Here is a 22,014-nt window from a genome sequence, read left to right on the forward strand (position 1 = left end):
GACCGTTTTGTCGTCCCCACAAGGAAAGGAGTCGGGTGTGGACCGGGAAGCGGAATTCGACATGGTGGTGGCCGGGCGGTCGACGGTCGCGGCCGACGTGGTCGCCCTCGACCTGGCCCGGGCGGACGGCGGCGTGCTGCCGGCGTGGTCGCCGGGGGCGCACGTGGACCTGCTGCTCGCGCCGGGCCTGGAGCGCCAGTACTCGCTCTGCTCGTCGCCGGCGGACCGCTCCTCGTGGCGGGTCGCGGTGCTGCGCGAGCCGGACGGCCGCGGCGGTTCCGCGTACGTGCACGACAAACTTGACGTGGGCGTCACCGTCCGGGTTCGGGGCCCGCGCAACCACTTCGCGCTGCAACCATCGCCGGCGTACCTGTTCGTCGCCGGCGGCATCGGCGTCACGCCGATCCTGCCGATGGTCGAGGCCGCGCACGCCGCCGGGGCGGACTGGCGCCTGGTCTACGGCGGCCGCAGCGCGGAGTCGATGGCCTTCCGCGACGAGCTCGCCCGCTACGGCGACCGCGTCGAGTTGGTGCCGCAGGAGGAACGCGGACTGATCGATGTGGACGATCTGCTCGGCACGGCCGCGCCGGACACGCTGGTGTACTCGTGCGGGCCGGCCGGGCTGCTCGCGGCCGTCGAGGAGCGCTGCGCCACCTGGCCCACCGGCTCGCTGCACGTGGAGCGGTTTTCCGCAGTCGCCCCTACAGAACCGGACGCCCCGTTCGATGTCGTGCTGGAACGGTCGGGTGTCACCGTGCACGTGCCGGCCGGCACGTCCGTGCTGGACGCCGTGCGGGCAGCGGGAATTCCGGTGCTGGCCTCGTGCGAGCAGGGCACGTGCGGCACGTGCGAGACGGTGGTGCTGGGCGGAACCCCGCAGCACCGGTGCACGTTGCTGACCGCGGAGGAGCGCGCGGCCGGCGACCTGATGATGATCTGCGTGTCCCGGGCGGAATCGCCGAACCTCGTGCTGGACCTGTGAACCGGTCACGAACCCACCAGTTCGCGCCGGTACCACGCGGCGCAGCCGGCGAACCCGGTCGGGAACCACGGCCCGGGATCGGCGCCGGTGAGCCGCCACACATCGGTCGACGCGTACCAGTGATCGCGCGACAGCATGTCGAGATGGTGCGGGTTTCCGCCGCGCTTCACCAGCGCGGCCCGGGCCAGCCGGAGATCGGTGGGACCGTTGCGGACGGACAGACCGAGCCCCTCGGACACGGTTTCGATCATCGTGCGTATCCTGGCGGGGACCGGATGATTCACGTGCAGCACGGCGCCCGGCGCGAGCTCGGACGCGGGCAGGTCTTGCAGCGCGACAGCGGCGCGCGCGAGGGCTGCGACAGACACTGTGGAGAGACATGGGCTGTCACTGTCGAGCCAGTCGCCGAACTGGCGCACCAGCGCGACGAGGCCGGGGACGAACCACCGGTCCCCGGGGCCGTAGATCAGATGTGGTCTGAGGACACAGCCGCCGGCCGCGCGCACCGCGTGCTCGGCGGCCAGCCGGCTCGCGCTGGCAGCGGAGTTCGGGCGGCACCGCACGGCGTCGGGCTCCAGCGCCCGGTGCGGACCCAGCCCGTACACCGACGCCGTGCTGACGTAGACGATCCGCTCCACGCCGGCCTCTTCGGCGGCGCGCACCAGCGCGGCGGTGCCGTGCGTGTTGACCGTCCAGCACCGGTGCGGGTCGGACCCGACGTAGGACGCCGCGTGGATCACGGTCCGCACGCCGGCGCAGGCCGCCAGGAGTGAGCCGGGCGCGGACAGGTCGCCGATGACCACATCCACTCCGGCGGCGGACAATCGGGGCGTGGGCCGTCGCACCAGGGCCCGCGGGCGGAGGTCCGCCCGGGATCCCAGTGCGGCGAGCACGGCACCGCCGACGAAGCCGGTGGCTCCGGTCACGAGCACGGTGGACCGGTGCGCCGGAGCCCCTCGCTCAGCGCGGAATCGCGACTGGGGGTAACCGACGGCCGGTCTGTGGTAACGTGAGGTATTCATATTAAACCAACCGACCGGTATGTTTACCGGACGGCCCGACGGTGACGGGAAGGTGCGCTGTGCCCAAACAAGTTCGTGCGGAGGTCACACGCGCGTCGATCCTGCGCGGCGCCGCCGAGGTCTTCGACCGGTACGGGTACGCCGCCACCACCCTGAGCGACGTCATCGCGCAGAGCGGCGTCACCAAGGGCGCCCTGTACTTCCACTTCAGCTCGAAGGAGGACCTGGCCAAGGCCGTCGTCGAGGAGCAGCACATGCTGTCGGTGCAGCCCTCCCGCGACTGGCTCCAGCACGAGGGCCAGGGCCTCGAGTCGATCATCAGGCTGTCCATCGGCCTGGCCACCCAGTTGCTCGACGACGTGGTCGTGCGCGCCGGCATCCGGCTCACGCTGGAGCAGGGCACCTTCGGCGTGCTCCAGGCCGACCCGTACCGCGAGTGGGTCGGCGTCATCGAGCAGCTGATGGACCGGGCCGTCGAGGAGGGCGATGTCCGCACGAACATCGACACCGCCGCCCTCGCCCGGTTCGTGGTCGGCGCGTTCACCGGGGTCCAGCTCCTCTCGGAGGTGTTCACCGGCCGCGACGACCTGCTGCGGCGGGTGCAGGACATGTGGGAGATCTTGCTGCCTTCGCTGGTGACGCCCCGCAAACTCCCGCACTTCCGCCGGATCGCGAGCCTCGCCGAGTCCAACGGCTAGGGCGCGCCTCCACACACGCCCTAGCGACACCGCCCCGGCTCAGCGAACCGGGGCGGTGTTCGTCATCTCGACGGTGCCCAGCGCGGCCACGTGGCCGTCCTGCACCGCCTCCACCGCCAGCGTGGCGGTGTCGGCGACGGAGGACTTCCGCAGCACCCGCGCCTTGACGAAGCAGGGGCTGTCGAACTCCACGAACCGCTCGAACGTCACGTCGCACTCGAAGGGCTGCGCGTCGCGCCAGCCCAGCAGCGCCCGGCCAGCCTGCCGCATGCCCTCCATGACGAGCATGCCCGGCACGTGGTCGACCGGGTGGTCGAAGAGCACCGGGTGGGTGGTCAGCACGCGCAGCGGCCAGCCCTGGCCGTCCACCGGCGCGCCGAGCACCACGTCGTCCGGGTCGTGCACGCCCACCACGGCCGGGTTCAGCGGCTGCGGGGTGGCCAGCGGGCCCTCCGGCGGCGCGATGCGACCGGCACGCAGCCGCTCGTACACGCGCGGGCCGACGCTGCGGGCCCACGCGGTGCCGGTGCCGATCCGCTTGCCGTCGCGGGTGAAGACGACGTCGAACTGCATGCGCCGGACGGCGCCGCGTTGGCTCCCCTGCCGGGTCACGTCGACCTGCCCGACCACGTCGACCGGCGCGCCGACGCACGCCAGGCCGTACGGGTGGGCGAGCCACGCGATCCGGTCGATCAGGAACCGGTGGTCCAGTGGCACGTCGAGCTCGGTGTGCGACAGGAGTATTCCCGACTGCCTAAGGGTTTCCGCCATCAGCAGGGCATCGTGCAGCCCGTGGCGGACCCGGTAGAGGCTGTGGCTGCGCGACCACTGCGCGGCGCAGAGGAAGCTGTCGGTCCCGACGGCGGCCCAGTCGGTGAGGACCACCTCGGACAGCGCGCGCCGGTGCACCAGGTGCTTCGGCACGACGCTGCTGAAGGACAACTGCTGGTCGGTGACGTTCCGGTTCGGGCCGGCTCCCAAGGGAGCAGTGGCCATGACGGTGTTCATGCGTTCGATTCCTCCCCATCCCAAATCGACGCTGGCGGCCCAAATCCTGTGGTGAAAAAAAACCGACCGCAAGGTTTTTTGTGGGCCTCTTGCTGCGCTTCACTCCATCGTCGTAAACCGTCCAAGGGTCGAAACGGGGTCCCCAACAGATGGCGTGCATCACAGCGACTCCCCCGGTACGACGAACGTCGCCCCTATGGTGCCGAGTTGGGCCGTTCAGCGCCATACCCTTACACACCACGCAGCTTGCCCGGGTTTTCCCTGACCGCGACCGGTAGCGGACATCGGGCCGAGCCGGCCGGCGGGCCAATCGACGGCCGTTCGGACCCATAGACACGCACCGTGCACAATCGATTTCTCCCAGTTATGTGATCCGGGTCACACCAGCACCACACCGTTGACAAAAAACGGGGCGACCGGTTTTATTTTGCGCAGGGAACCGGATCCATGCGCCCCGCGCGGGCGCTGCCGTGATCCCGATTCCCGTGCGTCGCCCCGCCCGCGTGGCGGCGCACGCCGTGCCGTCCGTCAACAAGGGACAGGGGAGAACCGTGCACACGTTGACACGTCCGAGCACCGCAGTCCGGCCGGCTGCCGCGTTCCCGCGGCCCGCCCGGGACAACCAGATCCTGACCACCCGCGTGGGCCTGCGGTTACCGGCCGGCCTGAGCTTCGAGGAGTGGAAGCAGGCCGGCCCCAAGCTGTTCCGCATCGCCGACTCGTCGGCCTGGTGCCTGGGGGACTGGCTGATCCACGGCCAGGAGCGCTACGGCGACCGGTACCGCATCGCCACCCAGGAGGCCGGGCTGGACTACCAGACCCTGCGCAACTACGCGTGGATCGCGCGGAAGTTCGACATCACGCGCCGGCGTGAGCGGCTGAGCTTCCAGCACCACGCCGAGGTCGCGTCGCTGCCGATCGAGCAGCAGGACCTGTGGCTGGACCGGGCCGAGCAGTTCGGCTGGTCGCGCAACCAGCTGCGGCGGAACCTGCGGGGGCGGGACGAGCAGGACTGGCAGACGATGGCCGACGCCACCTACATCCCGCGGATGCGGGTGCCGCAGGGCAACCTGGAGCGCTGGCGGGAGGCCGCGCGCAACTCCAGCAGCGGTTTCTCGCGGTGGGTGGTGGAGGCGCTGGACCAGGCGGCCGGCAAGGTGCTCGACGGCGGGGCGCTGAACGGCGGCGAGAGCGTGGGCGGCGGCGACGGCGGGGCCGACGCCGCGGAGTGACGGTGACTCATTGACAGAACAGGGAAAGCTCTTCAGAACGCGGAGGTAGGGATCGTGCGCACCACTGCTCCCGAGACGCCGCAGCACTCCGCGCTGATCGTCAACGCCCTGCGCCACCACGTGGACAACCTGGTCGAGATCGTGGCCAAGATCGGCGCCGCGGAGCTGGCCGCGACCAGCTCCGCCGCCGGCGGGCCCGATCAGGACGCGGTGGAGGCGATGGTGTCCCGGCTGCTGCAGCAGGCCGGCCACCGCACCGTCGTCGCCCAGATCAGTTATGCGGCCTGGCCGGTGACCGAGCGTTTTCCCGTGTTGGAGCGGCTGCACTCCGGGCTGCTCGAGCACCGGGGCATGGTCCGGATCCTGATTCCCCGCGACGCGCTGGTGGACGACGAGAACATGGCGAGCGTGCGGACGCTGTCCGAGCGCAGCGCCCACATCCGGGTGCATCCGTACACGCTGCCGACCACCGCCATCCTCGACGGCGCCCTCGGCGCGGTGGCCGCCGTCGGCGAGGACGAGGACCGGCGGCTGATCGCCGTGCGCGACGGTGACGTGGTGCGGGCGCTTCAGGCGTTCTACAACACCATCTGGAGCCATGCCATCGCGCTGGCGGACATGCCCGACGAGAGTCTGCGCTGGCCGGAGGACAGCACCGCCGCCCGCGTGCTGCGGCTGCTGTGTCTGGGCTACACCGACGAGGCCGCCGCCCGGAAGCTGGGGCTGTCGGTCCGAACCTATCGGAGGTACGTGGCGGAGCTGATGCACCACATGAAGGCGAACTCCCGTTTCCAGGCCGGCGTACGTGCTACGCAACTGGGACTGGCACGGGACTAGTCTTCCGCCGCCCGGCCCGTGATCACCCTCGGTCACGGGCCGGCGGTGGCGTGAACACCGGCAGCCCGTCGACGATCTCCACCGTCCAGTCCGCATGGTGGCCCATCCGGTGGCACATGGAGCACACCTGTACCAGGTTGTCGAGCTCGGTGGGCCCATCGTCCGCCCAGTGGATCACGTGGCGGGCGTGACATCGCCTCGGTCGGCGATGGCAGCTCGGGAACGCGCACCCCTTGTCCCGTACGACCAGCGCCTTCCACATGGCATTCGGGACGCTTCGTGACCTCCGGCAGATACTCAGCGGAGTTACCGCCGAGGATCACCCGTGTGACATTGCTGTCACAGCCGATCCGCCCGCCCGGACACGGAGTCGATGGGCTCGCCGCCTTCGAGCCGGCCGGCGCTCACCAGGCTCATGACTTCCCGCACCGACATCGTCACCGTCAGATGCGGCCGTTCCCCACCCTCCACCGGCAGCTTCTCACTCCCGGCGGCCAGTTCGACGATGTCCACGAAGGCGTCGCCCTGCCGCTGCGGGGTAGTACGCCTGTCGTCAGCCGTCGGCTTCGCCAGCGGGCTGAGCAAAGCGGCGAGCAACTCCGCCTCGACCTCATCGCGGTCCAGCACCGGCACTTGGGCAAGGGTTTCGTTCAGGACCGTGAGCCGGTCGGCGTCGAGCTCGCCGGCCCGCGCCGCGTCTCGAACTGCCTCGCGACCAAAGAGTTGCACGTGGGCGACGATCTGTAGCGCTTCCTTCTTGGTGACGTGGAAGTGAGTTTGGACCTGCGCCACCAACGACACACGGTCTTCTACCGCGCCGGCGAGACACTTTTCCTTGCTGCGCCGGAAAATACAGGTTCGAGTAATCCTCACTAGACATTTCGGTAAGCGCTTTCCGACGTAACCTGCCGCCCCAACCTCTCGCGCCTGCGTCAAGCGTGGCGGTGAGCAGTGCCGGGACGGAGGGCGGGGCGGGTGGGCGGGCACTGAACGCACCAAAGGCACAGTCGCCGGCCGCAAGCACTGCCGGAACTGAAGACGGGAAGGGCGAGGCGGGTCGCCCCACGCACCGAAGGCACAACCATCGGCGGCCGGCTGCAACCCAACGAACCAAGGCGACATCCCGAAACAGCTGCGACCGCCGACACTTGGGCGGTCGCAGCAGGAACACGACCGATCACACTCCCCGCAACAGCACGCCCAACCCCTCCACCAACGCCGCAACCGCCGACGAATACCCATGCGCGGCCGGCGTCGCATACCCCAGCACGATTCGCGTCCGCTCACCTACGCCGTCGCCGCCCCGCACGTAGTTCCCGAAAGGATGCACCCGCACCGACCGGTCCCGCAGGAACGCCACGATCTCACGCTCCCCCGGCGCCCCCGCCGGCAGCTCCAGAATCGCGTGCAACCCCGCCTCAACCCCGACCACCCGCACTCCCGGCAACCGCTCCCCCACCGCCGCCAGCAACCGATCTCGCCGTCCCCGATACGACCGCCGCGCAGCCTGCAGGTACCGGTCGTACTCCCCACTGTCGATCAACGACGCCAAGGCCAACTGCTCCAACGGACTGGTCTGCCGATCGGCCAACCGCTTCGCCTCCACCAGCGCCGGCAGTAGCCCGCCGGGACAGGCCACCCACCCCAGCCGCACGGCCGGCCCGAGCGTCTTGCTGGTGGACCCGACATACACGGTGTGCCCGGGGTTCCGGTTCTGCAAAGCAGGCAGCGTCCTCCCCTCGTACCGGAACTCCCCGTCGTAGTCGTCCTCGACGACCCACCCGTCCACCTGCCGCGACCACGCCTGCAACTGGGCCCGCCGCGCAACCGACAACCCGACCCCCAGCGGGAACTGATGCGCCGGCGTGCAGACGACCGCCGAGGCCCCGCTGCGTTCCAGGTCGTCGACCCGCAGCCCGTCCCCGTCCACGGGAATGTCCACAACGGAATGCCGCCGCGAAACCGTCGCGACGTGATCGGCCATCGCGGGGTTCTCCACGCCGACCAGCCGCGTGCCCTCCTCGGCGAACACGTCCATGAGCAGCGCCAACGCCTGCGAGAACCCCGAGCAGATCACCAGGTGCTCCGGGGCCACATGCACCCCACGCACCCGCCCCAGATAAGCCGACAACGTGGACCGCAGCTCGATACGCCCACGCGGATCGCCATACCCGAACGCCTCCGTCGGCGCCTCGGACACCGCCTCGCGCAACGCCTTCGCCCACGGCCGCCGCGGGAAGCTGGAGATGTCCGGACGCCCCGGCGCCAGGTCGTGCGTAGGCACCCACGCCGCCAACGGATCACGAGGCGGCGCCGGGGCCATCAACGTGGCCTGGTCCGCCACGCGAGTGCCGGAACCGGTCAGCGCCGTCAGCCACCCCTCGGCGGTCAGCTGCGTGTACGCCGCGTTGACGGTGCCCCGTGACAACCCGAGCTGTACGGACAGGTCCCGAGTGGACGGCAGCCGCGTGCCGGCCGGCAGCCGGCCGTCCCCGATCGCCGCCCGCAACGCGTCCTCCACCGCCTTACGACGCGAGCCGTCCGGCGGCAGGTCGATCAGCAGCTCGAGTCTGACTTCCTCGCCGGCCGTGGTCATCGCAACGATCCTCCCCAGTCGAAATGGCCCCCGAGTGAGAAATGGCCCAATGTCCACCCTCGGCAATGGACCACGCTCTCGGCGCCCGCCGTTCCTACGCTTTCCCCATGAGCACTCAACCCTTGTCAGCGAACGCCGACGCCCGGCGTGACCGGAGCGCGAGGGCGGACGTGTCGGGAGTGTCGCCGCGGCTGACCCTGTTGATGGCGCTGGCGTGCGGCCTCATCGTGGCCAACATCTACTACGTGCAGCCGCTGCTGCCCGACCTCGCCGCCTCGTTCAGGGCCCCGACGGGAGTCGTCGGCCTGAGCGTGACCACCACCCAGCTGGGCTACGCGGCCGGTCTGGTGCTGCTGGTCCCATTGGGTGACCTGATGGCCAAGCGCCGCCTCGTGGTGGTGCTGCTGTGCGCCAGCGCCGTGGCGCTGGCCCTGACCGCGGTCGCCAACAGTCCGACGATGCTGCTGATCACGCTCGCCCTGGTGGGCCTGTCCAGCGTCGCGGTCAACGTCCTGATGCCGCTGGCGGCCACCCTGGCCGGCGACGGCCAGCGCGGCCGGGTCGTCGGCTCGCTGATGACCGGCCTGCTGCTGGGCGTCCTGCTGGCCCGGACGGTGTCCGGCGCGCTGGAGGAGATCGCCGGCTGGCACGCCGTGTTCGGGATCGCGGCGCTGGTGGAGGTGGTGTTGGCCGTGGTGCTGCGGCTGGCGCTGCCGGATCCGCCGGTCGCGCGCGGCCTGACGTATCCCCAACTGCTCACCTCCATCACCCGTCTCGTGCGCGACGAGCCGTTTCTGCGCCGCCGCATGATGATAGGTGCGCTCGGGTTCGCCAGCTTCCAGCTGCTGTGGACGTCACTGCCGTTCCTGCTGGCCGGCCCGCCCTATTCGTTCTCCACGGCGACCATCGGCTCCTTCGGCCTGATCGGCGCGGCCGGCGTGCTGTGCGCGCAGGCGGCCGGGCGGTTGCAGGACAAGGGCATGGCGCACGCCGCGACCGGCGTGTTCGCGCTGGTGCTGGGCGCGAGCTGGCTGCTGCTGGGCGGCGGCGCGGAGATGCTGCCGCTGCTGGTGATCGGCATCGTCGTGCTGGACATCGGCGTGCAGGGCCTGCACGTGATCAACCAGGGCCGGATCTACGCCTACGGCCCCTCGGTGAAGTCCCGCGTGACCACGGCGTACATGACGTCCTACTTCGTGGGCGGGTCGCTCGGCGGCGCGCTCGCGGTGACCCTCTACACCCGGTTCGGCTGGATCGGCGTCTGCGTGGCGGGCGGCGTGCTCTTCGCGCTCACCGGCATCCTCTGGCTGACCGACCGCACCAAGGCTCCCTCGCCGGAGCTGACCAAGTGACCGAAAGGAGTGCATCCCCCATGCGGGTCTTCGTCGCAGGCGCCAGCGGCGCCATCGGCCGGGTCCTCGTGCCCATGCTCATCGAGGCGGGCCACGAGGTGATCGGCACCTCCCGCACCACGGAGGGCCTGGACACGCTGCACGCGCAGGGCGCCGGGGCGGTCGAGCTGGACGTGTTCGACCGGGACGCGGTGTTCGCGGCGGTCCGGGACGCGGCGCCGGACGCCGTGATCCACCAGCTCACGGCGCTGTCGGGCGGCTCGTCCGCGGACAACGCCCGGATCCGCGAGACCGGCACCCGCAACCTGGTCGACGCGGCCAAGGCGGCGGGCGTGCGGCGGATCGTCGCCCAGTCCATCTCCTGGGCGTACGAGGCGGGCGACAAGCCGGCCACCGAGGACGTCTCGCTCGACGTGACCGCCCCGGAACCCCGCTCGATCAGCATCAACGGCGTGCTCGCGCTGGAGCAGGCCGTCACGGAGATCCCCGAGCACGTCGTTCTCCGGTACGGCACGTTGTACGGCCCCGGCACCTGGTATGCGCCGGGCGCGTTGATGGCCAAGCAGCTGGAATCCGGCACGCTCAAGGCGACCGACGGGATCAGCTCGTTCGTGGAGGTCTCGGACGCGGCGCGGGCGGCGGTGCTGGCACTGTCCTGGCCCAGCGGCGTGGTCAACGTCTGCGACGACGAACCGGCCACCGGTCACGAGTGGGTTCCCGTCTTCGCGAAGGCGCTGGGCCTGCCCGCGCCGGAGCCGACGACCGGCCACGCCGGCTGGGAGCGCGGCGCGGACAGCTCGAAGGCCCGGTCCGAACTCGGCTGGGCGCCCCGATTCGCCTCCTGGCGGGCCGGTTTCGCCGCCTTCGCGGACGCGTAGTTCCGTAATCCCGAACCGACCGACCCCGCATTCCACAATGGAATGCGGGGCGGTCGGTTTGTTTTGATACCCCCGGTCAGACCCGCGTTGGCAAGTTCATGCCGACGACGGCTAATGCGCTGTCAACTTGCTGTTGGACACCTTCTCCTGTCCCGCCGGCCGATTTACAGTTTTTCCATCGGAAAGTTCAAGTCGGCACATTCACCGAATGGAGACGGGCAGTGGACCCACGCGCCAGCCAGCCGGCGTTCATCCCCGGCGCCGCCGAGCTGCTCGCCGAGGTCGAGGCGGCCGAGAGCCTGCTCGACCAGCGCGGGCCGGCCGGCGCCGCGGCCCCGGCCGGCGGCGAGGAGGCCGACCTTCTCGCGCACTTCGAGGCCGTGATCGCGGCGGACGCGAAGATCGAGCCCCGGGACTGGGTCCCGGCGGGATACCGCGAATCGCTCATTCGCCAGATCGCGCAGCACGCGCATTCCGAAATCGTCGGAATGCAGCCGGAATCGAATTGGATCACCCGGGCGCCGAGCCTGAAGCGCAAGGCCATCCTGTTGGCCAAGGTGCAGGACGAGGCCGGCCACGGGCTCTATCTGTACTCCGTCGCGGAAAGCCTCGGCGCGAATCGCGAGTCGCTGCTGACCGCGCTGCACGACGGCAAGCAGAAGTACCTCAACTTCATCAACTACCCCACGCTGACCTGGGGCGACGTGGGCGCGCTGGCCTGGCTCACCGACGGCGCCGCCGTGGTCAACCAGGTGCCGCTGTGCCGGTCGTCCTACGGCCCGTACGCCCGCGCGATGGTGCGGGTGTGCAAGGAGGAGAGCTTCCACCACCGGCAGGGGTTCGACCTGCTGTGGACGCTGTCCCAGGGCTCGCCGGCGCAGCACACCATGGCCCAGGAGGCGGTGAACCGGTGGTGGGGTCCGGCGCTGGCGATGTTCGGCCCGCCGCACCGCGACTCCACGCACAGCGAGAAGTCCATGGCCTGGCGGATCAAGCGGTTCACCAACGACGAGCTGCGCCAGCGCTTCGTGGACATCACCGTGCCGCAGGCGGAGATCCTCGGCCTCACGCTCCCGGATCCGGCTCTCGCCTGGAACTCCGAGCGCGGCCACTACGACTTCACGCCGCCCGACTACGAGGAGCTCAAGCGGGTGGTGGCCGGCAACGGCCCGTGCAACCGGCAGCGGCTGGCCCGCCGCCGGCAGGCACACGAGCAGGGCGAATGGGTCCGCGCGGCGGCCGCCGCGCACGCCGCCAAGCACAGCAGGGAGGACGCGGCATGAGCCAGACCGAGTGGCCGCTGTGGGAGGTCTTCATCCGCGCCCGCCGCGGCCTGGGCCACCTGCACGTCGGCAGCCTGCGGGCGGCCGACACGACGATGGCCCTCCAGCACGCCCGCGACCTGTACACGCGGCGCGGCGAGGGCGTCTCCATCTGGGTGGTGCCGACCGACGCGATCGGCGCCAGCAGCCCGGACGAGAAGGACCCCCTGTTCGACCCGGCGATGGACAAGGTCTACCGCCTCCCGTCCTACTACCGGATGCCGGAAGGAGCTGAACGGCTGTGAACGAGAAGGCGGTGGCCTATGTGCTCCGGCTCGGCGACGACGCCCTCGTCGCCGCGCAGCGCATGGCCGCGCTGGCCACCTGGGCTCCGCAGTTGGAGGAAGACGTGGCACTGGCCAACATCGCCCTGGATCTGCTCGGCCAGGCCCGCGCGCTGCTGACGTACGCGGGCGAGCTGGAGGGCCAGGGGCGGGACGAGGATCTGCTGGCGTACCGGCGCGACGAGCACGAGTTCACCAGCGCGCTGCTGGTGGAGCAGCCGGACACCGACTTCGCCGCCACCATGGTGAAGCTGCTGTTCTTCAGCGCCTACCAGCGCCTGCTGTACGAGGAGCTCAGCGCCGGTGACGACGAGACGCTGGCCGCCATCGCCGCGAAGTCGGTGAAGGAGGTGGCCTACCACCTGTCGCACGCCTGCGCCTGGACCGTTCGCCTGGGCGACGGCACCGAGGAGTCGAAGCGGCGGATGCAGACGGCGGTGGACGAGCTCTGGCCGTACACGCATGAGCTGTTCGCGTCGGACTCGGTGTGGCGGGGCTACGGCTTCGACCCGGCGGGCCTGCGGGAGCGGTGGCTGGGCATCGTCGAGCCGGTGCTGGCCGAGGCGACGCTGGAGCGGCCGGTCGACGACTGGGCTCCGACCGGCGGCCGCGACGGCCTGCACACCGAGCACTTCGGCTACCTGGTCGGCGAGATGCAGTCGCTGCACCGGGCGCACGAGGGGGTGAGCTGGTGAACGCCACCGCCCGCTTACGCGCCGCCGTCGCCACCGTGCGGGATCCGGAGATCCGCGTGCTGACGGTCGAGGAGCTGGGCATCGTCCGGGACGTCGACGCCGAAGGCAGCCGCCCCACGGTGACCGTGACGCCGACCTACGTGGGCTGCCCGGCGATGGACCTCATCCGGTCCGACATCGCCGCCGCGGCAAGGGACGCCGGCTTCCCGGACGTCGAGGTCCGCACGGTGCTGTCGCCGGCGTGGACGACGGACTGGCTGTCGGACGAGGCCCGCGCGAAGCTCGTCGGCGCCGGGATCACGCCGCCGGCGTGCCGGGCCGAGGGCCGGGTGTTGCTGCCGCTGATGGTGTTGTCGCCGCCGAAGCCGCGCTGTCCCCGGTGCGGGGCGGCCGACACCGACGAGGTCAGCCGTTTCGGTTCCACCGCCTGCAAGTCCCTGTGGCGCTGCAACAGCTGCCGCGAACCCTTCGAGCAGATGAAGGAGCACTGATGAGCGTCATCGCCGAACCCAGCCGACCGCGCTCGCGGGTCGCCTTCCACCAGCTCAAGGTCGCGTCGGTGCTGCCGGCCTGCGACGACGGGTCCGCGGTCGTGGTCTCGCTGCGGGTGCCGGTGGAACTGCGGCCGACCTTCGACTTCGTACCCGGCCAGCACGTGACCGTGCGGGCGACCATCGCCGACGAGGAAGTCCGCCGGTCGTACTCGCTGTGCTCCACGCCGTCCGACCTGAGCGACGAAGGCGTGCTGCGCATCGGCGTCCGGGCCGTGCCCGACGGCGTCTTCTCCACGTACGCCTGCACCTCGCTGGCCGCCGGCGACACGCTGGATGTGCTGGCGCCCCTGGGTTCCTTCACCACCGCCGTGCGTGCCGAGCGCCGCCGCCACTACGGCGCGGTCGTCGCCGGCTCCGGCATCACGCCGGTGCTGTCGCTGGTGGCGTCGGTGCTGGCGGTGGAGCCGCAGAGCACGTTCACCGTGGTGTACGGCAACCGGTTCGCCCGCTCGACGATGTTCGTCGACGAGCTCGCCGACCTCAAGGACCGCTACGGCGCCCGGTTCCAGCTGGTGTACGCGTTCTCCGGCGAGGACCAGCGCGAGGGCCTGGACCGCGGCCGCCTCGACGCCGAGACGCTGGCCAAGGTCGGCAGCCGGGTCTTCCCGATGGACATGATCGACGAGTGGTTCCTGTGCGGGCCGGTCGGCCTGGTCACGGGCACCCAGGACATGCTGACGGCGCTGGGCGTGGATCCCGAGTCCGTCCACAGTGAACTGTTCTACGTCGGCGAGGCCCCGCCGCCGCGCGTGTCCACGGAGGCGGCGAGCGGCGTCCTCACCGTGATGCTGGAGGGCCGGGCCTCGACCGTGCCCGTCGCCAAGGGCCAGAACCTGTTGCAGGCGGCCCGCGCCGCCCGCCCCGAGGTGCCTTTCTCGTGCAGCACCGGCGTGTGCGGCACGTGCCGCGCCAAGGTGTTGCACGGCCGGACGGAAATGACCGGGAACTGGGCGCTGAGCGCCGCCGAGGTGGCCGCCGGACAGGTCCTGACCTGCCGCTCCACCGCCGAGACCGACGACGTCACCCTCGACTTCGATCTGTAGAAACCATTTCTCCCATTTTCTTGTCGGGCCGACGTGTGTCCGCTTCCTCCCCTCCACCAGAGAGCAGGTGTGTTTGCTATGGCCTCCAAGGGCTTCTACATCGGCCTGATGTTCGACGAGGCGGCCCGCGCCCACGGCGACGCCCCCGTGCACCTCGACCAGCCGCTCCAACTGGCCCCCGAGGACGGGACGAGCCTGACCGTGCAGGCGCTGGCCGACCACGTGCGCCGCCTGGCCGCGAAGCTGCACGGCGCCGGTATCCGCCGCGGCGACCGCGTCGCCATCTACAAGACCAACAACTTCGACATCGCGCTGCTGGCCGGGGCCGTGCAGCGGATCGGCGCGGTGCCGGCGCTGCTGTCGCCGATGCTGGACGGCCCGACCGTCAACCAGCTGTTACGCCGCATGGGCGAGCCGGCGCTGATCACCGACCGCGCCAAACTGGAGGCCGTGCCGCTGGACCTGACGGCCGCCAGCAAGGTGCTGCTGTCCGCCGGCGACCAACTGCCCGGCACCCTGTCGCTGAACTGGTACAACAGCGCGCCCGAGCCGGAGCCGGTGGTCCCGGAGCCGACCGAGCCGGCGTTCATCTCGCACACTTCCGGCACCACCGGCCTGCCCAAGCTGGTCGTGCAGACGCCGGACGCGCTGTGGCAGCGGCTGCGGGTGCAGAAGCTGGTGGCCGGCCGCACCTGGCGCCGCGAGAGCGTCGCGCTGTGCATCAGCTTCGTGCACGCCCGCTTCTACAGTGCCCTGCACATGGGCATGTCCTACGGCAAGCCGCTGCTGATCTCCGTGAGCACCGACACCGACGTGGTCGGCCCGATGTTCGCCGCGCACCGCCCCGGCGTGATCGAGACCCAGCCCAACACGTTCGTGGCCTGGGAGGTGCTGGCCGACGCCGAGGGCCAGCCGCTGTCCAACGTCCGCTACTACAGCGCCACCTTCGACGCCGTCCACCCGCGGACCGTCGAGACCCTGCTCGGCGCCTCGAAGCGGGCCCGCCCGCTGTTCTTCCAGCTCTACGGCCAGACCGAGACCGGCCCGGTGACCGGCACCTGGATCACCAGGCGCAGTCTGGCCACAATGGACGGCCGCTGCGTCGGCTGGGCGCTGCCGGGCACCATCAGGCTGCGCGTGGTCGACGCCGACGGCAACCGCTGCAAGCCCGGCCAGGTCGGCTACATCGAGGTCCGCAGCCGCACCCGGGCGATCACCTACCTCGGCGAGGACATCCGGTTCCGCGACCAGCTCACCGACGGCTGGTGGCGGATGGGCGACGTCGGCTTCACCGACCGGCTGCGCCGGGTGCACCTGCTGGACCGCGAGATCGACCAGATCGACGCCACCGACAGCACCCTGGAGCTGGAGGACGAGCTGATGTCCGCGCTGCCCGAACTGCGCGAGATCGTCATCGTCGCCGACGCCGACGGCAAGGCGCTGCCGGTGGTGTGCACCCGTGACGACGTCCCGCTCGACCCCGAGCGCTGGGCCGCCGCGACCGCGGACATGCCGCTGGCCGCCCCCAGGCAGATGCGCTTCGACGAGCTGCCGATGACCGCCACCTGGAAGATCCGCCGCCCGGAGCTGATCCGGCGGCTCCAGGAGGAGGGCGTCAATGCCTGAGCTCACGATGGTGCCGGCCGGCGAACTCGAGACGGCGATGGGCATCGAGGTGCTGGAGGCGACGCCGCAGCGGGTCGTCGGCAGCATCCCGGTGGCCGGCAACACCCAGCCGTTCGGCGTGCTGCACGGCGGCGCCTCCTGCGTGCTGGCCGAGACCCTGGCTTCCGTCGGCGCGTGTCTCCACTTCGGACAGTACGACCGGATCGCCGTCGGCGCCGAGATCAACGCCACGCACCACGCCCCGGCCCGGGGCGGCCGCGTCACCGGCGTCGCCACCGCCGTGCACCTCGGCCGCCGCCTGGCCAGCTACGAGATCGTGCTCACCGACGAGAACGGCCGCCGCATCTGCACCGCGCGGATGACCGCCGCGAGCGTGGCAACTTCCCGCGGGTCCACAAAGGAGGAACGATGACCACGTCATCCCTGTGGCCGCCGGGGTCGGCGGTGCTGTCCAAGTCGGCGCACGTCGACACCTTCAGCCGCCGGGGCCTGCCGCCGGCCGAACTCTGGCCGACGATGGTGTTCGACCTGCCCAAGCTGCGCTACCCGATCCGGCTCAACAGCGCGGAGTCGCTGCTGGACCACACGATCAAGCGGCTCGGCGGCAGCCGGCCCTGCCTGTACGACGGCGTCGGCACGATGTGGACGTACGCGCAGCTGGCCGACCTGGCCAACCGGATCTCCTGGGTGCTGGTGGACGACCTCGGCGTCGTCTCCGGCAACCGGATCCTCCTGCGCGGCCCCAACTCCCCCTGGCTGGCGGCGTGCTGGCTGGCCGCGCTCAAGGTGGGCGCGGTCGCGGTGACCACCTCCCCGATGCTGCGGGCCGGCGAGCTGCGCACCTGCGCGGAGATGGCCGACGTCGACCTCGTGCTGTGCGACGAGCGGTACGTCACCGAGCTGGAGCGGGCCGGCCTGGAGAACGTCCGGACGATCACCTACGGCACCGGCGCCGACGCGGAGCTGGCCTGGTACGCGGTGGACAAGCCCGCGGAGTTCCCGGCCGTGCTGACCGCCGCCGACGACGTGGCGCTGATCGGCTTCACCTCCGGAACCACCGGCAAGCCCAAGGCCACCATGCACTTCCACCGGGACGTGCTGGCCATCGCCGACACGTTCTCCGAGCACATCCTCAAGCCCGGCCCGGACGACGTGTTCGCGGGCAGCCCCTCGCTGGCCTTCACCTTCGGCCTCGGCGGCCTGCTGGTCTTCCCGCTGCGCGCCGGCGCGTCGACCGTGCTGATGGAGAAGCCCTCCCCCGACGAGCTGTTCGGCCGGCTGCGGGAACTCAACGCCAGCATACTGTTCAGCGCCCCCACCGCCTACCGCTCCGCCCTCAACCGCATCGACGACTTCGACTTCAGCTCGCTGCGCCGCTGCGTGTCCGCCGGCGAGGCGCTGTCCGGCCAGACGTGGCACGCCTTCCGCGAGGCCACCGGCCACCGGCTGATCGACGGCATCGGCTCCACCGAGATGCTGCACGTGTTCGTGTCCGAATGCGACAGTGGCATCCGGCCCGGCGCAACCGGCCGTCCGGTGCCCGGTTACCAGGCGACAATCCTTGACCAGGACGGGAATCCGGTGGAACCTGGCACTGCGGGTCGGCTCGCGGTGCGCGGTCCGACGGGTTGCCGCTACCTCAACGACGACCGGCAGCTGACGTACGTGCAGGGCGGCTGGAACGTCACCGGCGACACGTACATCCGGGACGAGGACGGCTACTTCTGGTATCAGGCGCGGTCCGACGACCTGATCGTGTCCTCCGGCTACAACATCGCCGCTCCGGAGGTCGAGGAGGCGCTGGCCCGGCACGCCGACGTCGTGGAGTGCGGCGTGGTGGGCGTCCCCGACGAGGCGCGCGGCGCGATCGTCAAGGCCTACGTGGTGCTCGCCTCCGGCGTGCCGACCACCGAGCAGACCGCGCACGAGCTCCAGGACTTCGTGAAGCAGCAGATCGCCCCCTACAAGTACCCGCGCTCCATCGAGTTCGTGACCGAGCTTCCCCACACCCACAACGGGAAGCTGCGCCGGTCGGAGCTCCGCCGATCCGCCTGACCACCCACAACGAAGAGAAAGTTCTGGTGCCATCATGGATCGAAGGTCTTTCCTGCGCGCAGGCGCCGGCACGGCGGCCATCGCCGCCGCCGGACTCGCGGTCGGAGCGGCCGCAAGCGCGTCGCCCTGGCCGTCCTCGCTGTCCGCCGCGAAGTGGGACCGGCTGCGCGCGAACCTGCACGGCCGGCTGCTGCTGCCCAGCGACGCCCCGTACGACGAGGCCCGCAAGCTGGCCGCGGCCCAGTTCGACAGCATCTACCCGCAGGCCGTCGCCCAGTGCACCGATCCCCGTGACGTCGCCACCTGCATCAAGTTCGCGCAGGACAACAACCTCGCCAGCGCGGTGCGCAGCGGCGGCCACAACTTCCTCGGCTGGTCCACGTCCGAGGGCCTGGTCATCGACGTGTCGACGATCAACCACGTGAAGATCGGCCGGAACTCGGTGCACCTGGGCCCCGGCGCGCAGGCCGTGGACGTGGCCAGCACCATCGCCCCGCACGGCCTGTCCGTGCCGGCCGGCTTCTGCGCCACGGTCTGCCCCGGCGGCTTCGTCACCGGCGGCGGCATGGGTTGGCAGTTCCGCAAGTACGGGCCGGCCTGCGACCGCCTGCTGTCGGCCAAGGTCGTGCTGGCCGACGGCCGCCTGGTCACGGCGTCGGAGCACGAGAACGCCGACCTCTACTGGGCGCTGCGCGGTGGCGGCGGCGGCAACTTCGGCGTGGTCGTGGACTTCGAGATGAACCCGACCAACATCACCCACGTCGGCTACTGGACGCTGACCTGGCCGTTCCCGATCGCCGACCACGTGCTGCACAGCTTCCAGGAGTGGTCGGCCAACGCCTCCCTGGACCTCGCACCGCGGGCCGGCATCCTGCTCAACAACGCCGACCCCGGCGCCAAGCCGGTCGTCATCGTCACGGGTGTGCACTTCGGCGACGCCGCCGCGCTGGACGCCGACCTCAACCAGCTGGTGAGCCTGGTCGGCAGCGCGCCGGCCACCCGCGTGGTCGACCAGCTGTCCTACCAGCAGGCCCTGATGCGGCAGTTCGGCTGCGAGAACGACTCGGTGGAGCAGTGCCACCTGCTGGGCACCGACCCGGAGGCCATCCTGCCGCGGCAGGCGTTCGTGCTGAACCGGACCCGCATGTTCGACCAGGCCATCCCCGAGACCGGCTTCGCCGAGATCGCCGAGGCCTTTGACGCCGACCGCCGCACCGGCCAGTACCGCTGGCTGGGCTTCCTCGCCCTGGGCGGCAACGCCAGCAACCCGGCCCCCGGCGACACCGCGTACGTGCACCGCAAGGCCCAGCTGTTCTCCGTGTTCACCGCCGGCCTCGTGCTGCCCAACCCGACCGCCGACGACAACACCGCGGCCGTGAACTGGGCGCGCGGCGGCTTCAACGCCATCGACAAGTACTCCAACGGCCACACCTACGTGAACTACCCGGACATCGAGCTGTCCGACTACGCCAACGCCTACTACGGCTCGAACCTGCCGCGCCTGTCCGCGGTGAAGCGGCACTTCGACCCGCACGGGTTCTTCAAGCTGCCGCAGGGCATCCGCGCCCACGCCTGACCGTCACACCCGGTGTCCCCGCCGTCGAGGCGGCGGCGGGGACACCTTTTCTCGAAGTCGTCTGGGGTTCTGAGGGGAGCTGTGTGATGTCCGTACTGGACGAAGTCGGCCTGGGTCGCGCCGAGTGGTGGGCCACCCCGGTCGGCGTCCGGGTCGCCAGATCGACCGACCTGGTCGGCACCGCGGTCGGGGCGCGGGCCGTGCTGGAGCGGTCGCTGGACAGCCGTCGCGGCATGCTGATCTTCCGGGGGGACGATTACGCGATCGGCTACACCGACCCGCCGGTCGAGGTGACGGTCGGCGGCGGCCGGCTCGCGGTGCGGGCGCTCAACGAGCGCGGCCGGATCCTGCTGCCGGCGCTGCGCGCCGGCGTCGCCGAGATGCTGGAGTTCGATGCCGACACCGACGCCGAGTTCGCCGGCGCCGTCGCCGCCCATCCCGGCGTGTTCGCCGAGGAGGACCGCACCCGCTACGCCGGCGTGTTCCGGGCGCTGCGGGCCGTGGTGGCCGGCATGTCCTCGCCGGACGAGCTGCTCGGCCTGTACGGCGCGTTCGGCTACGACCTGATCTTCGAGGTGGACCCGATCCCGTTGGCGCAGCGGCGCGCGGCCGACCACCGCGACCTGGTGCTGCACCTGCCGGACGAGATCGTGGAGATGGACTTCGCCCGCGACGAGGCGGTCCGGCACTGCTACGAATTCGTGGTCGACGGCCGCAGCACCGCCTGGTGCGACGGCGCCACCGAGTCCCGCGAGTTCGTGCCCGGCGAGCCGTCGGACGCCCGCGACCACCGGACCGGCGAGTACGCCGCGGTGGTCGAGAAGGCGATGCCGATGTTCCGCAACGGCGAGCTGTTCGAGGTGGTGCCCAGCCAGGTCTTCCGCCGCCCCTGCACGAGCTCGCCGGCCGAGCTGTTCCGGCGGCTGCGCGACACCAACCCCGCCCCGCACAGCCTGCTGGCCAACCTCGGCGACGGCGAGTACCTGGTCGGCGCGTCGCCGGAGATGTTCGTCGGCGTCGTCCGGGACCGCGACGGCGGCCTGCTCGTGCGGACCTCGCCGATCAGCGGCACCATCGCCCGCGGCAAGGACGCGCTCCAGGACGCCGACCGCATCAAGGAGCTGCTCAACTCGGCCAAGGACGAGTCCGAGCTGACCATGTGCACGGACGTGGACCGCAACGACAAGGCCCGGGTGTGCGTGCCGGGCACGGTCCGGGTGACCGCCCGCCGCAAGATCGAGATGTACTCGGCGCTGATCCACACCGTGGACCACGTGGAGGGCCGGCTGCGGCCGGACCGCGATGCGCTGGACGCCTTCCTCGCCCACCTGTGGGCCGTCACGGTGACGGGCGCGCCGAAGCTGGCGGCGGTGGAGTTCATCGAGCAGACCGAGCGCTCGCCGCGGCGGTGGTACGGCGGCGCGGTCGGCCGCATCGGCTTCGACGGCACCCTCGACACGGTGCTGACCCTGCGCACCATGCAGATCCACCACGGCGTCGCCTCGGTACGGGCCGGCGCGACCCTGCTGTACGACTCCGACCCGGCCGCCGAGGAGGCCGAGACCGAGCTGAAGGCCAAGGCCCTGCTGCGGGTGCTGGACGACCCGGCCGCCGCCGCGCCGCCGCCGTCCGAAGTGGACAAGCCGGGCGCGGGCCTGCGCTTCCTGCTGGTGGACCACCGCGACTCGTTCGTGCACTGCCTGGCCGACTACCTGCGGCAGACCGGCGCCGAGGTGGTGACCTACCGGGCCGGCAGCCACCTGGACATGATCGACGCCGAGCGGCCGGACCTGGTGGTGCTGTCCCCCGGCCCGGGCCGGCCGGCCGACTTCGACCTGTCCGCCACCATCGACCGGGCCGAGTCGCTGGGCATCCCCGTCTTCGGCGTCTGCCTTGGCCTGCAAGGGATCGTCGAGCACTACGAGGGCACGCTGAGCATCCTGGACCGTCCGGTGCACGGCAAGCAGTCGATGGTCCGGGTAACCGCGGACAGCCCGCTGTTCGACGGCCTCCCGGCGGAGTTCGCCGTCGGCCGCTACCACTCGCTGTACGCCGCGCCGGGCGCGGTGTCCGGCGGCCTGGACGTCGTGGCCGCGACCAAGGACGGCGTGGTCATGGCCGTTACCCACCGGACCCGCGCGTTCGCCGCGGTCCAGTTCCACCCGGAGTCGATCATGTCCGCGACCGGCGGGGTCGGCCTGACCCTGATCAACAACGTGGTCGCCGCGCTCGTGCGCAAGCCCGCCTGATCCCT

21 protein-coding genes are annotated in these 22,014 nt (G+C 71.0%); 16 read left to right on the forward strand and 5 right to left on the reverse strand.

The annotated features are described in order from the left end of the window. The first annotated feature begins 37 nt into the window (after positions 1 to 37). The gene (locus BCF44_RS26010; protein ID WP_446685254.1) at positions 38 to 982 is read left to right on the forward strand and encodes a PDR/VanB family oxidoreductase; all 945 of its coding nucleotides are present in this window, start codon (positions 38 to 40) and stop codon (positions 980 to 982) included. Positions 983 to 987: 5 nt separating this feature from the next. Here the strand turns inward: BCF44_RS26010 and BCF44_RS26015 are convergent, their stop codons facing one another. Next, positions 988 to 1,914, reverse strand: coding sequence for an NAD-dependent epimerase/dehydratase family protein (locus BCF44_RS26015; RefSeq protein ID WP_170217746.1), 927 nt, complete (start codon positions 1,912 to 1,914; stop codon positions 988 to 990). A gap of 149 nt (positions 1,915 to 2,063) precedes the next feature. On the opposite strand from BCF44_RS26015, the gene BCF44_RS26020 reads away from it, so the two are divergent. Next, positions 2,064 to 2,702 carry a ScbR family autoregulator-binding transcription factor gene (locus BCF44_RS26020; RefSeq protein ID WP_170217747.1) on the forward strand — a complete coding sequence of 213 codons (639 nt, stop codon included), beginning with the start codon at positions 2,064 to 2,066 and terminating at the stop codon, positions 2,700 to 2,702. A 39-nt stretch (positions 2,703 to 2,741) separates the two neighbouring features. Here the strand turns inward: BCF44_RS26020 and BCF44_RS26025 are convergent, their stop codons facing one another. Continuing rightward, a complete protein-coding gene (locus BCF44_RS26025) occupies positions 2,742 to 3,710 on the reverse strand; it encodes a ScbA/BarX family gamma-butyrolactone biosynthesis protein (protein ID WP_116177011.1) in 969 nt (322 codons plus the stop codon). A gap of 485 nt (positions 3,711 to 4,195) precedes the next feature. Here BCF44_RS26025 and BCF44_RS26030 point away from each other — a divergent pair, with 485 nt between their 5' ends. Both BCF44_RS26030 and BCF44_RS57770 read left to right on the forward strand, forming a co-directional pair. Next, entirely contained in the window at positions 4,196 to 4,942 is a 747-nt protein-coding gene (locus BCF44_RS26030) for an LmbU family transcriptional regulator (RefSeq protein WP_281283151.1), read from the forward strand. A gap of 54 nt (positions 4,943 to 4,996) precedes the next feature. Then, positions 4,997 to 5,779, forward strand: a complete 783-nt coding sequence (locus BCF44_RS57770) for a helix-turn-helix transcriptional regulator (protein ID WP_170217748.1) — start codon at positions 4,997 to 4,999, stop codon at positions 5,777 to 5,779. Between the two features lie 22 nt (positions 5,780 to 5,801). Here BCF44_RS57770 and BCF44_RS26040 read toward each other — a convergent pair whose 3' ends face one another. The 3 genes from BCF44_RS26040 to pdxR form a co-directional block, all read right to left on the reverse strand. After that, entirely contained in the window at positions 5,802 to 6,041 is a 240-nt protein-coding gene (locus BCF44_RS26040; protein WP_116177012.1) for an HNH endonuclease signature motif containing protein, read from the reverse strand. A gap of 77 nt (positions 6,042 to 6,118) precedes the next feature. Then, positions 6,119 to 7,039 (reverse strand): DUF222 domain-containing protein, encoded by a 921-nt coding sequence (locus BCF44_RS59290; RefSeq protein WP_116177013.1) that lies wholly within the window; start codon positions 7,037 to 7,039, stop codon positions 6,119 to 6,121. Further along, the gene (gene pdxR / locus BCF44_RS26050) at positions 6,957 to 8,375 is read right to left on the reverse strand and encodes a MocR-like pyridoxine biosynthesis transcription factor PdxR (RefSeq protein WP_116177014.1); all 1,419 of its coding nucleotides are present in this window, start codon (positions 8,373 to 8,375) and stop codon (positions 6,957 to 6,959) included. The genes BCF44_RS59290 and pdxR overlap by 83 nt, the downstream gene beginning before the upstream one ends. Before the next feature lie 107 nt (positions 8,376 to 8,482). Here pdxR and BCF44_RS26055 point away from each other — a divergent pair, with 107 nt between their 5' ends. The 12 genes from BCF44_RS26055 (at position 8,483) to BCF44_RS26110 (ending at position 22,009) form a co-directional block, all read left to right on the forward strand. Beyond that, on the forward strand, positions 8,483 to 9,727 hold the full coding sequence (locus BCF44_RS26055) for an MFS transporter (RefSeq protein ID WP_116177312.1): 1,245 nt from the start codon (positions 8,483 to 8,485) through the stop codon (positions 9,725 to 9,727). Positions 9,728 to 9,747: 20 nt separating this feature from the next. Beyond that, positions 9,748 to 10,605 carry an NAD-dependent epimerase/dehydratase family protein gene (locus tag BCF44_RS26060; protein WP_116177015.1) on the forward strand — a complete coding sequence of 286 codons (858 nt, stop codon included), beginning with the start codon at positions 9,748 to 9,750 and terminating at the stop codon, positions 10,603 to 10,605. Positions 10,606 to 10,904: 299 nt separating this feature from the next. Beyond that, positions 10,905 to 11,888 (forward strand): 1,2-phenylacetyl-CoA epoxidase subunit PaaA, encoded by a 984-nt coding sequence (gene paaA, locus BCF44_RS26065; protein ID WP_379801591.1) that lies wholly within the window; start codon positions 10,905 to 10,907, stop codon positions 11,886 to 11,888. After that, positions 11,885 to 12,172 carry a 1,2-phenylacetyl-CoA epoxidase subunit PaaB gene (paaB, locus tag BCF44_RS26070; RefSeq protein WP_116177017.1) on the forward strand — a complete coding sequence of 96 codons (288 nt, stop codon included), beginning with the start codon at positions 11,885 to 11,887 and terminating at the stop codon, positions 12,170 to 12,172. The genes paaA and paaB overlap by 4 nt, the downstream gene beginning before the upstream one ends. Continuing rightward, complete coding sequence (gene paaC / locus BCF44_RS26075) at positions 12,169 to 12,906, forward strand: 1,2-phenylacetyl-CoA epoxidase subunit PaaC (protein ID WP_116177018.1); 738 nt, start codon at positions 12,169 to 12,171, stop codon at positions 12,904 to 12,906. The genes paaB and paaC overlap by 4 nt, the downstream gene beginning before the upstream one ends. Beyond that, on the forward strand, positions 12,900 to 13,397 hold the full coding sequence (gene paaD / locus BCF44_RS26080; protein WP_170217785.1) for a 1,2-phenylacetyl-CoA epoxidase subunit PaaD: 498 nt from the start codon (positions 12,900 to 12,902) through the stop codon (positions 13,395 to 13,397). The genes paaC and paaD overlap by 7 nt, the downstream gene beginning before the upstream one ends. Next, positions 13,397 to 14,503 carry a 2Fe-2S iron-sulfur cluster-binding protein gene (locus tag BCF44_RS26085; RefSeq protein WP_116177020.1) on the forward strand — a complete coding sequence of 369 codons (1,107 nt, stop codon included), beginning with the start codon at positions 13,397 to 13,399 and terminating at the stop codon, positions 14,501 to 14,503. The genes paaD and BCF44_RS26085 overlap by 1 nt, the downstream gene beginning before the upstream one ends. A 78-nt stretch (positions 14,504 to 14,581) precedes the next feature. Then, a complete protein-coding gene (locus BCF44_RS26090; protein WP_116177021.1) occupies positions 14,582 to 16,129 on the forward strand; it encodes a class I adenylate-forming enzyme family protein in 1,548 nt (515 codons plus the stop codon). Beyond that, a complete protein-coding gene (locus BCF44_RS26095) occupies positions 16,122 to 16,541 on the forward strand; it encodes a PaaI family thioesterase (RefSeq protein ID WP_116177022.1) in 420 nt (139 codons plus the stop codon). Before BCF44_RS26090 ends, BCF44_RS26095 begins: the two co-directional genes overlap by 8 nt. Further along, a complete protein-coding gene (locus BCF44_RS26100) occupies positions 16,538 to 18,184 on the forward strand; it encodes an AMP-binding protein (protein ID WP_116177023.1) in 1,647 nt (548 codons plus the stop codon). The genes BCF44_RS26095 and BCF44_RS26100 overlap by 4 nt, the downstream gene beginning before the upstream one ends. Before the next feature lie 34 nt (positions 18,185 to 18,218). Further along, positions 18,219 to 19,760 (forward strand): FAD-binding oxidoreductase, encoded by a 1,542-nt coding sequence (locus BCF44_RS26105; protein ID WP_211353233.1) that lies wholly within the window; start codon positions 18,219 to 18,221, stop codon positions 19,758 to 19,760. A gap of 86 nt (positions 19,761 to 19,846) precedes the next feature. Continuing rightward, positions 19,847 to 22,009, forward strand: a complete 2,163-nt coding sequence (locus BCF44_RS26110) for an anthranilate synthase component I (protein ID WP_116177025.1) — start codon at positions 19,847 to 19,849, stop codon at positions 22,007 to 22,009. The last annotated feature ends 5 nt before the right edge of the window (positions 22,010 to 22,014 follow it).

The sequence above is a fragment of the Kutzneria buriramensis genome, assembly GCF_003387475.1.
Taxonomy (GTDB): Bacteria; Actinomycetota; Actinomycetes; order Mycobacteriales; family Pseudonocardiaceae; genus Kutzneria; species Kutzneria buriramensis.

Bases quoted from the DNA above. Each gene is read 5' to 3' on its own strand.
- BCF44_RS26025 (WP_116177011.1), bottom strand. From the start codon at position 3,710: ATGAACACCGTCATGGCCACTGCTCCCTTGGGAGCCGGCCCGAACCGG.
- BCF44_RS26085 (WP_116177020.1), top strand. From the start codon at position 13,397: ATGAGCGTCATCGCCGAACCCAGCCGACCGCGCTCGCGGGTCGCCTTC.
- BCF44_RS26100 (WP_116177023.1), top strand. From the start codon at position 16,538: ATGACCACGTCATCCCTGTGGCCGCCGGGGTCGGCGGTGCTGTCCAAG.
- BCF44_RS26105 (WP_211353233.1), top strand. From the start codon at position 18,219: ATGGATCGAAGGTCTTTCCTGCGCGCAGGCGCCGGCACGGCGGCCATC.
- BCF44_RS59290 (WP_116177013.1), bottom strand. From the start codon at position 7,039: ATGCGACGCCGGCCGCGCATGGGTATTCGTCGGCGGTTGCGGCGTTGG.
- BCF44_RS26095 (WP_116177022.1), top strand. From the start codon at position 16,122: ATGCCTGAGCTCACGATGGTGCCGGCCGGCGAACTCGAGACGGCGATG.
- paaB (WP_116177017.1), top strand. From the start codon at position 11,885: ATGAGCCAGACCGAGTGGCCGCTGTGGGAGGTCTTCATCCGCGCCCGC.
- pdxR (WP_116177014.1), bottom strand. From the start codon at position 8,375: ATGACCACGGCCGGCGAGGAAGTCAGACTCGAGCTGCTGATCGACCTG.
- BCF44_RS26090 (WP_116177021.1), top strand. From the start codon at position 14,582: ATGGCCTCCAAGGGCTTCTACATCGGCCTGATGTTCGACGAGGCGGCC.
- BCF44_RS26060 (WP_116177015.1), top strand. From the start codon at position 9,748: ATGCGGGTCTTCGTCGCAGGCGCCAGCGGCGCCATCGGCCGGGTCCTC.
- BCF44_RS26110 (WP_116177025.1), top strand. From the start codon at position 19,847: ATGTCCGTACTGGACGAAGTCGGCCTGGGTCGCGCCGAGTGGTGGGCC.
- BCF44_RS26040 (WP_116177012.1), bottom strand. From the start codon at position 6,041: ATGTGGAAGGCGCTGGTCGTACGGGACAAGGGGTGCGCGTTCCCGAGC.
- BCF44_RS26055 (WP_116177312.1), top strand. From the start codon at position 8,483: ATGAGCACTCAACCCTTGTCAGCGAACGCCGACGCCCGGCGTGACCGG.